Below are 11,470 nucleotides of genomic sequence, written 5' to 3'. Positions count from 1 at the left end.
GTCGCGATCCGCGCCCGACCGGCCGGTGTCCTTGCGATACCAGTCCCAGGTCCCGTCGATCGCCTGGCTGTAGCCATAGGCCGACGACACCCGCCCCCAGGGGATGAAGCCCAGCGCGTATTGCTTGGGTGTCCTCGCGTCGGCGCGGTAGCTCGACTCGCGCCAGATGATCGCCATCTGCACCTCGATGGGCGCGCCCCAGCGCGCGGCAGACGCCATGGTCGCGTCGCGCCAGTCGGGGCGCTCGTCAAAGATCGCGCAAATGTCGTCCTGGCTGCGCGGCGGGCCCGAGGGCGTGGACGAGCACGACCCCAGCGCAAGCGCCAGTGCCACAAGACCCGCGATGCGGGCGGCCGAGAGGATGGGCTGCTCTGTTCTTGCCATTTGCGCGGCAGTTTAGCGCAATTTCCTCAGGCGGGGAATCCCCCGCCGCCATCGCGTCAGAGGAAGACGGCCAGGGCCACCGGTATCCCCGCCAGCGACAGGACGGTCGAGACGACGACAAGGCCCGCAACCGCGTCCGGGTCGCGCTTGTAGCGTGCGGCAAGCATGTAGTTGGTCACCGCGACCGGCATCACCAGCTGCAGGAACAGCACGCCGGTCGCGACCTCCGAGAGGCCCACCGCATGGGCCGTGCCCAGCGCCGCCGCGCCGCAGACCACGTATTTCAGGACCGAGATCAGCGCCGCGCGCCCGATATCGCCCACCCTGAGCCTTGCGATCGAGACGCCCAGCGTCAGCAGCATCATCGGGATCGCGATCTGCCCCGCCAGGCTCAGCGCGCTCATCAGCCAGTCCGGCAGGTCCCAGTCCATCACGGCAAAGAGCCCGCCAAGAACCGAGGCATAGACCAGCGGCTGCCGCAGCGCCTCGGACGGCCGCCCCACGCCCGCGACCATGTAGATGCCGATGGTGAACGAGAGGATCGCCATGACCGCGAAGACCACCATGGCCAGCGCAAGACCCGCATCGCCGAAGGCGAACAGCGCGACGGGAAGCCCGACATTGCCCGTGTTACCGAAGATCACGGGTGCAAGCCATGTCCGCTGCGACAGCCCGCCGAGGCGCAGCATCGGCACGAACACCACCGCTGCCGCGACATAGGCGGCAAGGCTTGCCACGGCGACGTCACGGAAGGCGGCGGGGTCGATCTCGGCCTTCACCAGCGTCGCGAACATGAGGCAGGGGACCGAGAAGGTGAGCGACAGCCGCGTCACGAAGTCGAGATCGAACGGCGCCTTGATCCGCGCCCAGACGAATCCCGCCAGCGCGAGCAGGAAGACGGGCGCGGTGATCGCAAAGATCTGGACGAGCATGACGAACCTTGATGCGGCTATGCGGCAGTGCAATATCGACAGAATGGCCGCGTGGCGCTAGACCACGCGCATGTATGAATCAAGGGAAATGGAGCCGATGCTCCGCGCGGTGGCGAAATTCAAGATCGGGCAGGTGGTGAAGCATCGCTTTTACCCCTTCCGCGGCGTTATCTTCGACGTCGATCCGATTTTCGCGAACACCGAGGAATGGTGGCATTCGATCCCCGAGGAGGTGCGTCCTCGCAAGGATCAGCCCTTCTACCACCTCTTTGCCGAGAACGACACGAGCTACTACGTGGCCTATGTGTCCGAGCAGAACCTGCTGCCCGACGACTCGGGCGAGCCGGTCGATCACCCCGAGATCGAGGACTATTTCGGGGCGCATGACGGCGCGAACTACGTCCTGCATCCCGAGAACAAGCACTGAGCCGCGCCGCGCCCTCGGCCCGGGCGCAGTCGCGCTCGGGCGGAGGGCGCCGGGGGCTCAATACCCGTGCGCCATGCCGTCCTTGCGCGGATCGGTGCCGCCGATCAGCAGACCCCGCTCGTGGTCGATCCAGATCGCCTGGCTGCCGCCGATGGCGACCTCGCGCGGGCCGGTGCGATGGCCCATCGCCTCGAGCGCGGTCCAGACCTCGCGGGCGTAGCCGCGCTCGATCCCCACGACCCCGTCCTGCCGGAACAGCCGCGGCGCGTCCTGCGCCGCCTGCACGTCCATGCCGTAGTCGAGGATGTTCGAGATCAGCCGTACATGGCCGTGCGGCTGGTAGGCGCCGCCCATCACGCCGAAGGGCATCACCACGCGGCCGTCCTGCTTCAGCATGCCCGGGATGATGGTGTGCAGCGGCCGCTTGCCGCCGGCGATCTCGTTCGGGTGGCCCGGCGTGAGGTTGAAGCCGGCCGCGCGGTTGTTGAAGTTGATGCCGAACTTCTCCGAGGCGAGGCACGACCCGAAGTCGTGATAGACCGAGTAGATCAGCGACACCGCCATGCGGTCGCGGTCGACGACGGTGATGTAGATCGTGTCCTTGTGCGGGTGGCCGATCGGGTCGGTGGGCCAGTCCATCGCCCGCGTGCGGTCGATCCTCCCGGCCATCTCCTTCGCCAGCTTGGGGGCGATGAAGTCCTCGATCCGCATCGTCATGTAGTCGGGGTCGGCGATCGCCTGGTCGCGCGCGGCATAGGCAAGCTTCGCCGCCTCGATCTCGAGATGCGCGCGGTCGGCGCCAAGCGGGTCCAGCGCTGTCAGGTCGAACTGCCCGAGGATCTGCGCCATCAGGATCGCGGTCGCGCCATGTCCGTTCGGCGGCAGCTCGACCAGTTCCGCGCCGCGATAGCCGCCGGAGATCGGGTCGACATAGACCGCCTCGCAGGCGGCGAAATCCTCGAGCGCATGCGCCGCGCCCAACGCCTGCAGCGAGCTGACCATGTCCTCGGCCACCTCGCCCTCGTAGAACGCCTTCGCGCCGTCCTTCGCGATCCGGCGCAGAACCTCGGCCTGGCCGGGGTGGCGGAAGAGGTCGCCCTCCTTCAGCGCCTTGTCGCCGTTCAGGTAATGGCGGCGCATCGCGCCGCGCATCCGGGGCTCGCCGCGCCCCCAGTCGAAGGCGGCGCGGGGCACCACGCGCAGGCCCTCCTCGGCATAGCGGATCGTGGGGGCGAGCAGGCGGTCGAGGCCAAGCTTGCCGTGATCGGCGGCAAGCCGCTCGAAGCCGCGCACCGCGCCGGGCACGACCACCGAGTTGGCGTCCTCGGGGTCCATCGCGCTCCAGCCCCGGGCGCGCAGCGCCTCGGCCGAGACCCCCTTGGGCGCCCGGCCCGAGGCGTTCATGCCGATCACCGTCTCGCTGCCCGCGGGCTTGACCAGCGCGAACATGTCGCCGCCGATCCCGGTCATCGCCGGCTCGCCAAGCCCCAGCAGCACCGCCCCGGCGATCGCCGCATCCACCGCGTTTCCGCCAGCCTCGAGCGTGTCGATGGCCACCTTCGCCGCCACCGGATGCGAGGTCGCGCAGATCGCGTTCGAGACATAGAGCGGAGAGCGGCCGGGAAGCTGGAAATCGCGCATGGCTGTGGGCACCTTGTCGGAGTGAGTGTGGTCAGCCGGCTTTACCGCCGACGCGCCGGCATTTCCAGTCTCCGTCGCGGCTTTCCGCGGGATGGCAGGTGTCGCGCTGGCGCGGCGCATGCCAAACGGCTTGCAAATGGCGCTCGGCAGGTGTCATCCTGATGTCATGGAGCTTGAGCCGCCATACCAGCTCACGCCCGCGCGCGACGCGGGCAGCGTTACCTTCGATCGGCACGAGCTTGCCGTGATTCTCAGGATCTACGGGCGGATGGTCGCGATCGGCGAATGGCGCGACTATGGCATCGATCACCTGCGCGACCGCGCCGTGTTCTCGATCTTCCGCCGCACCGCCGAGCGCCCGATCTACACGGTCGAGAAGCGTCCGCGCGACGCGGCCAAGCAGGGCGCCTACTCGGTGGTGGGCATGGACGGGCGCATCCTCAAGCGCGGACGCGACCTCGCGCAGGTGCTGCGCGTGCTCGAGCGCAAGCTGATCCGGGCGGTCGAGTTGACCTGAGCGCGGGTGCGCGAAACCATCGCGGAATCACAAGTAAATCAATGAGATGACCCCGTTTTCACGCGTGAAAGCGGGGCCGCGCGCTCAGCGGCGCTTGTCGCGCTTGGCCGCGCGGGCCTTGGCGATCTTGTCGCGCCCCAGCCGCCGCTTGGGTGTTCCCTTGCCCCGGCCGCGCGTCCCGCCCCGCGGGCGGGCCATGGGCTCGCCCTCGACCGCCAGCAGCTCGAGGATCAGCCCGCCGGTCACGGGATCGGCCTCGGCAAGGCGCACCCGAACGCGCTGGCCCAGGCCCAGCACGGTGCCGCTGCGCTCGCCGGTCAGGGTCTGGGTCTCGGGGTCATGGCGGAAATACTCGTTGCCCAGCGTCGAGATCGGGATCAGTCCGTCGGCGCCGCTCTCGGCCAGCTTGGCGAACAGCCCGAAGCGGGCGATGCCCGAGATCACGCCGTCGAACTCGGCCCCCTTGCGGTCGGCCAGGAAGGCGGCGAGGTAGCGGTCGTTGGTGTCGCGCTCGGCCTCCATCGAGACCCGCTCCGTCGTCGAGATGTGCTCGGCCGTCTCGGCCAGCGCCTCGGCCTCCTCGGGCGTCTGCCCGCCGTCGCCAAGCCTGAGCCCCGCGATCAGCGCGCGATGGACCACGAGGTCGGCATAGCGCCGGATCGGCGAGGTGAAATGCGCGTAGCGCCGCAGGTTCAGGCCGAAATGGGCGAAGTTCTCGGGCGAATAATAGGCCTGCGTCTGGCTGCGCAGGACGCCCATGTTGACCATCTCGGCATTCGGCGTGCCGGCGGCGGCGTGCAGCAGGCGGTTGAAATGCGCGGTCTTCAGCACCTGGCCCTTGGCCAGCGTCAGGCCGACCGTCTCGACCATCTCGCGCAGCGACTCGAGCTTCTCGGGGTTCGGCTCCTCGTGCACCCGGTAGAGCAGGGGGCGGCGCACGGCCTCCAGCGTCTCGGCTGCGGCGACATTGGCGAGGATCATGAACTCCTCGATCAGGCGGTGCGCGTCGAAGCGGTCGCGGAAATCGACGCTGACGACATTGCCGTCGTCGTCGAGCACGATGCGGCGCTCGGGCAGGTCGAGGTCGAGCGGCTGGCGCCGCTCGCGCGCTGCCGCCGCCGCGCGGTAGGCGGCAAAGAGCGGGCGCACCACGTCGTGCATCAGCGGCTCGGTCGCCGCATCCGGCTCGCCTTCCTCGGCGCGTTGCACCTGCGCGTAGGAGAGCGAAGCGCGCGAGCGCATCATCCCCCGCGTGAAGCTGTGCGCGATCTTGTTGCCCTCGGCGTCCAGCACCATGCGCAGGGCGATGCACGGCCGGTCGACGTCCTCGTGCAGCGAACACAGGTCGGCCGACAGCATCTCGGGCAGCATCGGCGCCACGCGGTCGGGAAAATAGGTCGAGTTGCCGCGCCGCCGTGCCTCGCGGTCGAGCGCCGATCCCGGGCGCACGTACCAGCCCACATCGGCGATCGCGACCCAGACGATGTGGCCGCCCTTGTTCTTGGGGTCGTCGTCGGGCATCGCCGCCACGGCGTCGTCGTGGTCGCGGGCGTCCGGCGGGTCGATCGTCACCAGCGGCAGGGCGCGCAGGTCCTCGCGCTTTGCCATGGAGGGCTCCTTCAGCCCGACCGTCTCGTCCAGCACCTCGTCGGGGAAGTCATAGCGGATGCCGTGCTGGTGCATGGCAATGAGCGAGATCGAGCGTGGCGCCATCGGGTCGCCCAGCCGGGCGGTGACCCGCCCGCGCGGCAGGCCGAAGCGCGGGTGGCCCTCCTGCACCGCTTCGACCAGTTCGCCATCCCTCGCGCCGCCCTCGGCGCCCTTGGGGATCATCCACTCGGTGTCGGCCTTCTTGTCGACCGGCACGATGCGCCCCGCCTCGGCCCCCTCGCGGAAGATGCCGAGCAGCCGCCGCGGCCCGTGCTGGAGGCGCTTGATGAGCCGCGCCTCGTAGGCCGGTCCCTCGCCCTCGGCGGGCTCGACGGGGTGGAGCTTGGCAAGGAAAAGGTCGCCCTCGCCAATCGCGGGGTCACCCTTGCGCGGCATGTAGAGGATCGGCGGCGACTCGCCCTCCCAGCCCTTGGGCGTGGCGAAGACGTCGCCGTTGCTGTCCGGGGCGCCGGCGACCAGCACGGTCACCGGCGGCAGGTGGCCCTTGCGGTTGACGCGACGGCGGCGCCGCTCGAGCACGCCTTCGTCCTCCATCTCGGCAAGCAGGCGCTTGAGCTCGACCCGGGCCGCGCCCTTGATGCCGAAGGCGCGCGCGATCTCGCGTTTGCCTCCGGCGCTGGGGTTCTCGGCCAGCCAGTCGAGGATCTGCTGTCGCGAGGGCAGCGTGGGCATGCGGGGGGATGGGGTTCGTGCCATGCGCCACCGCATATCACGCGCCGCGCGCGGGCGCGATGGGCAACCGGGGGCTCAGCCGCCAGTGGCGTCCGGGACCTGCGCCACGCTCTCGCGCGCGAAGGCCTCGATCTCGAGCGTCGCCGAGACATCGCGCGCGGGCGTGCCGAGCGCCGCCTCGGCGCCGGTGGCGAGGCGCGTGCCGGGCCAGGCATGGCCGCCGCCATCGATCACGAACTGCGACACCGGGGCGGCGCACCCCTCGTAGACGCGCGCGATAGCGCGGGTCCCGTCATCGGGCGCGAGATCGGGAATCCCGACCTCCCGCGCGGCACCGCAGCGGTTGCGATGCGCGATCAGCGCCGCTGTCTCGTCGGCCGCCATCACAGGGCTTGCGAGCCGGATCCCGCCCGGCAGCCCGGCGGGGCGGGACACGGCGCCGCCGGCAAAGGGCAGAACGGGGTCGGTGGTGGAGTGCATCATCAGGATGGGCACCGGTTGGCCGCCCTCGCAGCCCGCTCCTGCGGGCAGGCTCGCCATCACCGCGGCGGCGCCCGCCAGCAGATCGGGCCGGTTGCAGGCGAGCGTAAGCGCAAGCTGCCCGCCATCCGAGAACCCCGCGACCACGACCCGCTCGGGGTCGACCAGCGCCGAGGCCGCGAGCCGGTTGATCAGGGTTTCGAGCCGCCCAGCCTGGTCGATGGCGGGGTACATCCAGCCGCGCGGGCCGGCATCGGGCCAGGCGATGCTCCAGCCCTCGGCGCCGAGGCGGAAAGCCGCGAGATGGCGCAGCCGCGCGGCCGATCCCTCGGGACCATGGAGGACGACCAGCAGTGGCGCATTTGCCCGCCCGCTCAGTTCCATGGTCACGCCGGGGGGTGTCTCGGGCGGTGCCTCGGCCGTGCCGCAGGCCGCCGTGGCAAGCCCGAGCAGAAGGGACGCAGCCAGCCGCCGCGCCAGCCCGCGCCGCGCCAACCCGTGCCGCACCGTCGCGAGGGCAGGGGCCGTCTGCGCCTTGCGGGTTGCGGTCATCTCGCGGCGCTCCGCCCGTTCAACCCTTGCCGGCAGGCGAGCCCGCGGCGCCGGCGGATTTCTTTGTGGCGGGCTTCTTCGCGGCTGTCTTCTTCGCAGGGGCCTTCTTTGCTGGGGCCTTCTTCGCGCTTCCCTTCGCAGTCCTGCCGCCCTTGCCCTTGGACGCCCTTGCCGCGATCAGCGCGAGCGCCTCCTCCATCGTGATCGCCGCGGGGTCCGCGGTCTTGGGCAGGGTCGCGTTGACCTTCTCCCACTTCACGTAAGGCCCGTAGCGGCCGCTCATCACCGCAACCGGGCCGCCATCGGGATGGTCGCCCAGCTCGCGCAGCGGCTTCTTCGCGGCGGCCCCGCGCCCGCCGGGTCCGCGGCTCGCCTTCTCGGCAATCAGGGTGACGGCGCGGTTCATGCCGATCGTCAAAACATCCTCGCCCGCGGGGATGTTGGCGTAGATCCGTCCGTGCTTCACATAGGGGCCGAAGCGGCCGATCCCGGCCTCGACGGGCTCGCCGTCATCGGGATGCGGGCCCAGCACGCGCGGCAGGGCGAGCAGGTTCAGCGCCATCTCGAGCGTGAGGTCGGCGGGCGACACCCCCTTCGGCAGCGACGAGCGCTTGGGCTTGGGAGTGTCCTCGGTCGCCTCGCCCAGCTGCACATAGGGGCCGAAGCGGCCGCTGCGCAGGCTCACCTCGAGCCCGGTCTCGGGGTCGGTGCCCAGCACCCGCTCGCCATTCGCCTCGCCGTTCTCGGAGGGCGCGCCGAAGGGCCGGGTGTAGCGACATTCGGGGTAGTTCGAGCAGCCGATGAAGGCCGAGTTGTTCTTCGAGCTGGTCTTGATCGACAGCCGGCCGGCGCCGCAGACCGGGCACAGGCGCGGGTCCGAGCCGTCGCCCCTGTCGGGGAAGAGATGCGGGCCCAGCGCCTCGTTGATCTTCTCAAGGACGTCGGTGATGCGCAGCTCGGAGGTGTCGCTGACCGCCGCCGAGAAGTCGCGCCAGAAGCGTGCCAGCACGTCCTTCCAGTCGATCCGCCCGCCCGAGATGTCGTCAAGCTCCTCCTCGAGGCCGGCGGTGAAGTCGTACTCGACATAGCGCGGGAAGTAGTTGACCAGGAACGCCGTCACCAGGCGCCCCTTGTCCTCGGCGACCAGGCGGCCCTTCTCCTTGCGGACATAGTCGCGGTCCTCGATCGTCGAGATGATCGAGGCGTAGGTCGAGGGTCGGCCGATGCCGAGTTCCTCCATCCGCTTGACGAGCGTCGCCTCGGTGTAGCGCGGCGGGGGCTGGGTGAAGCTTTGCAGGGCCAGCACCGCGCCCTCGGCGTCGATCACGCCGGCCGGATGGCGGCGCAGGCCGCCCTCGACTCGGATCGCGGCGGGCTCGGTGCCGTCCGGGGCGGCCTTGTCGAAGGCCGCCACCAGCGTGGCGCCGGCGCGGCTCAGCCGGTCGCCTTGCGCGATCTGCGGCAGGCGGCGGTCGTCCTCGTCGCCCGAGGGCTCATCGCGGCCTTCCTCGTAGACCGCGAGGAAGCCGTCGAAGATCACGACCTGGCCGGTCGCCCGCAGCCCGGCACGGCCCCTTGCGTCGGCGATCTCGACCGTCGTGCGCTCGAAACGCGCGGCCTCCATCTGGCTGGCGACGGCGCGTTGCCAGATCAGCTCGTAGAGCCGTGCCTGGTCGCGGTCGAGCCGGATGTCACCCGGGGCGCGGTCCATCACCGTCGGACGGATGCATTCATGGGCTTCCTGCGCGTTCTTGGCCTTGGACTTGTAGATCCTGGGCTTCGCCGGCAGGTAGCGATCGCCGTAGCGCGACGCGATGGTCGCACGCGCGGCCGAGACCGCCTCGGGCGCCATGTCGACGCCGTCGGTCCGCATGTAGGTGATGTGCCCGGCCTCGTAGAGCGTCTGGGCCGTGCGCATCGTCTGCTGCGCGCCGAAGCCCAGCTTGCGGCTCGCCTCCTGCTGCAGGGTCGAGGTCATGAAGGGCGGGGCGGGGTTGCGCGTGGCGGGCTTGGCCTCGACCGAGGCGACCGAAAGCTCGGCACCGAGCACCGCCTTGACCGCCGCCGCTGCGGCATCCGCGTCGCCGAGGTCGAAACGGTCGAGTCGCCTGCCGTCTAGGCTGACGAGGCGCGCCTCGAAGGTTTCGCCCGACGGGGTCGCGAGCAGGGCGCGCACGCTCCAGTACTCGCGGGGGCGGAAGGCCTCGATCTCCATCTCGCGCTCGACGATCAGCCGCAGCGCGACCGACTGGACGCGGCCCGCCGAGCGTGCGCCCGGCAGCTTGCGCCACAGCACGGGCGAGAGGTTGAAGCCCACGAGGTAGTCCAGCGCGCGGCGCGCGAGATAGGCCTCGACCAGCTCCATGTCGATGTCGCGCGGCTTCTGCATCGCCTCGGTCACGGCGGACCGGGTGATGGCGTTGAACACGACCCGCTCGACCGGCGTGTCCTTCTTCACCGCGCGGCGCGCGCGCAGCGTCTCGAGCAGGTGCCACGAGATCGCCTCGCCCTCGCGGTCGGGGTCGGTGGCGAGGATCAGCCGGCCGTCCTCCTTCAGCGCCTCGGCGATGGCGCGGATGTGCTTCTGCGACTTGGGGTCGACCTCCCAGGTCATCTCGAATCCGTGGTCGGTATCGACCGAGCCGTCCTTGGCCGGCAGGTCGCGCACATGCCCATAAGAGGCGAGGACGGTAAAGTCCCTTCCCAGATATGCGTTGATTGTCTTGGCTTTAGCCGGGGACTCGACGACAACGACGGCCATGCGCTCTCCTTAACCGCAGGGTTTGCGGCGTGCGCGGGAACATGGTTCAGGGTCGGGAACCTGTCAACAGAGGCGGTGTCGCGCTGGCACGATCCGCCGCGGCCCGGCGGGGGGCACCGGTGCCGGGCCGCGGCGGGCGGCGCGGATCAACCCCCGTCGGCGCGGGCCACCAGCCCGCCCGGCAGAAGGTCGATGCGCCCCGCGAGGTCGAGCTCGAGCAGCGCGAGCGAAAGCTCGGACGGGCCCGAGCCCGTGATCCGCGCGATCTCGTCGATCTCGACCGGGCTCGCGCCCAGCAGGTCCAGGACCTGCTCGGCCAGCAGCCCGTCGCTCTCGCCTTCCTCCTCGTCGAAGTCGGCGAGCGCCTCGAATTCGTCGCGGCTCAGCTCGTCGGCGAAGCTGTCGGCATCGAAGCCCGCCCCGTCGAACAGGAACTCCGCGCCCTCCTCGGACAGCTGCAGGGCGCGCGGGGCGGTCAGCGCGTCGAGCACGTCCTCGGCCGTGCGGATCAGCGCGGCGCCCTCGCGGATCAGCTGGTTGCAGCCGCCCGAGCGCGGGTCCTCGGGCGCGCCGGGGCAGGCCATGACCTCGCGCCCCTGGTCGAGCGCGAAGCGCGCGGTGATGAGGCTGCCCGAACGCACCGCCGCCTCGATCAGCACGACGCCATGCGCCATGCCCGAGATCAGCCGGTTGCGGCGCGGGAAATGGCGGCTTGTTGGCTCGGTTCCGACCGGGCACTCGGCGACGAGCGCGCCGCCCGCGTCGATCATGCGATGCGCGAGCCCGGCGTTCTCCTCGGGGTAGACGCGGTCGATGCCCCCGGCCAGAACGCCGATCGTGCCGGTCTCGAGCGTGGCCTCGTGCGCCGCCGCGTCGATGCCGCGGGCAAGGCCCGAGACGACGACGCGGCCCGCAAGCCCCAGTTCGCGCGCCAGCCGCCGCGCGGTGCGCATCCCCAGCGCCGAGGCGTTGCGCGCCCCCACCACGGCGACCGCGGGGCGCTGGAAGAAGGCGGTCGCGCCCCGGATCCACAGGACCGGCGGGGGGCTGTCGATCGCTGCCAGGGTGGCGGGATAGTCCGCGTCCCCCAGCATCACCAGCCGCGCGCCGCAGGCCAGCCCCTGCTCGATCTCGGTTACGGCCTGGTCCTCGGCGCAGGCCCGGTAGGCGGCCGCCCGGCCGCCACGCCGCGCAAGCTCGGGCAGGTGCTCGAGCGCGCGCTGCGCCGATCCGTAGCGGCCGAGCAGGTGCAGGAAGGTGCGGGGGCCGACATTCTCGCTGCGCGTGAGGCGCAGGCGGGCAAGGCGTTCCGCCTCGGTCCCTGCGGCGGCGACGGTCCTGCCGGGGGCGCCGGCGGCGTGGGGCAACTGGACGAGATTCATGGCGCACTCCTCGATCGAGCCGAGGAAAGCAGCAGCGTGGTTAAGCTGTGG

Annotated in this window: 9 protein-coding genes; 2 read left to right on the top strand and 7 right to left on the bottom strand. The window is 70.8% G+C overall.

Going from position 1 to position 11,470, the window contains the following annotated elements; translation table 11 throughout:
• On the bottom strand, positions 1 to 384 hold a 384-nt coding region (locus H0I76_RS18820), incomplete at its 3' end, for a transglycosylase SLT domain-containing protein (RefSeq protein WP_456154973.1).
• A gap of 56 nt (positions 385 to 440) precedes the next feature.
• Complete coding sequence (locus tag H0I76_RS18815) at positions 441 to 1,316, bottom strand: AEC family transporter (RefSeq protein ID WP_200613605.1); 876 nt, start codon at positions 1,314 to 1,316, stop codon at positions 441 to 443.
• A 97-nt stretch (positions 1,317 to 1,413) separates the two neighbouring features.
• Between H0I76_RS18815 and hspQ the strand changes: the two genes are divergently transcribed.
• On the top strand, positions 1,414 to 1,743 hold the full coding sequence (gene hspQ / locus H0I76_RS18810) for a heat shock protein HspQ (protein ID WP_200613602.1): 330 nt from the start codon (positions 1,414 to 1,416) through the stop codon (positions 1,741 to 1,743).
• Positions 1,744 to 1,800: 57 nt separating this feature from the next.
• Here the strand turns inward: hspQ and H0I76_RS18805 are convergent, their stop codons facing one another.
• On the bottom strand, positions 1,801 to 3,384 hold the full coding sequence (locus H0I76_RS18805; protein WP_200613600.1) for a gamma-glutamyltransferase family protein: 1,584 nt from the start codon (positions 3,382 to 3,384) through the stop codon (positions 1,801 to 1,803).
• A gap of 166 nt (positions 3,385 to 3,550) precedes the next feature.
• On the opposite strand from H0I76_RS18805, the gene H0I76_RS18800 reads away from it, so the two are divergent.
• Positions 3,551 to 3,901: a DUF2794 domain-containing protein gene (locus H0I76_RS18800; RefSeq protein ID WP_200613598.1), complete on the top strand. Its 351-nt coding sequence runs from the start codon at positions 3,551 to 3,553 to the stop codon at positions 3,899 to 3,901.
• An 84-nt stretch (positions 3,902 to 3,985) separates the two neighbouring features.
• Here the strand turns inward: H0I76_RS18800 and rnr are convergent, their stop codons facing one another.
• From rnr to dprA, 4 genes are all read right to left on the bottom strand, one after another.
• Complete coding sequence (gene rnr, locus H0I76_RS18795) at positions 3,986 to 6,244, bottom strand: ribonuclease R (protein ID WP_200613612.1); 2,259 nt, start codon at positions 6,242 to 6,244, stop codon at positions 3,986 to 3,988.
• A 75-nt stretch (positions 6,245 to 6,319) separates the two neighbouring features.
• On the bottom strand, positions 6,320 to 7,276 hold the full coding sequence (locus tag H0I76_RS18790; protein WP_200613596.1) for an alpha/beta hydrolase family esterase: 957 nt from the start codon (positions 7,274 to 7,276) through the stop codon (positions 6,320 to 6,322).
• A 19-nt stretch (positions 7,277 to 7,295) separates the two neighbouring features.
• Positions 7,296 to 10,037 (bottom strand): type I DNA topoisomerase, encoded by a 2,742-nt coding sequence (gene topA, locus H0I76_RS18785; RefSeq protein ID WP_200613594.1) that lies wholly within the window; start codon positions 10,035 to 10,037, stop codon positions 7,296 to 7,298.
• A 146-nt stretch (positions 10,038 to 10,183) separates the two neighbouring features.
• Entirely contained in the window at positions 10,184 to 11,419 is a 1,236-nt protein-coding gene (gene dprA, locus H0I76_RS18780; RefSeq protein WP_200613592.1) for a DNA-processing protein DprA, read from the bottom strand.
• Positions 11,420 to 11,470: the final 51 nt, after the last annotated feature.

This window comes from Thermohalobaculum xanthum, assembly GCF_016623495.1.
In the GTDB taxonomy this organism is placed as follows: Bacteria; Pseudomonadota; Alphaproteobacteria; order Rhodobacterales; family Rhodobacteraceae; genus Thermohalobaculum; species Thermohalobaculum xanthum.
Note: the sequence above shows the minus strand (reverse complement) of the source record. Positions and strands in the feature narration are given on the sequence as shown.

Bases quoted from the DNA above. Each gene is read 5' to 3' on its own strand.
- hspQ (WP_200613602.1), top strand. From the start codon at position 1,414: ATGCTCCGCGCGGTGGCGAAATTCAAGATCGGGCAGGTGGTGAAGCAT.
- topA (WP_200613594.1), bottom strand. From the start codon at position 10,037: ATGGCCGTCGTTGTCGTCGAGTCCCCGGCTAAAGCCAAGACAATCAAC.
- H0I76_RS18800 (WP_200613598.1), top strand. From the start codon at position 3,551: ATGGAGCTTGAGCCGCCATACCAGCTCACGCCCGCGCGCGACGCGGGC.
- H0I76_RS18805 (WP_200613600.1), bottom strand. From the start codon at position 3,384: ATGCGCGATTTCCAGCTTCCCGGCCGCTCTCCGCTCTATGTCTCGAAC.
- rnr (WP_200613612.1), bottom strand. From the start codon at position 6,244: ATGCCCACGCTGCCCTCGCGACAGCAGATCCTCGACTGGCTGGCCGAG.
- H0I76_RS18815 (WP_200613605.1), bottom strand. From the start codon at position 1,316: ATGCTCGTCCAGATCTTTGCGATCACCGCGCCCGTCTTCCTGCTCGCG.
- H0I76_RS18790 (WP_200613596.1), bottom strand. From the start codon at position 7,276: ATGACCGCAACCCGCAAGGCGCAGACGGCCCCTGCCCTCGCGACGGTG.
- dprA (WP_200613592.1), bottom strand. From the start codon at position 11,419: ATGAATCTCGTCCAGTTGCCCCACGCCGCCGGCGCCCCCGGCAGGACC.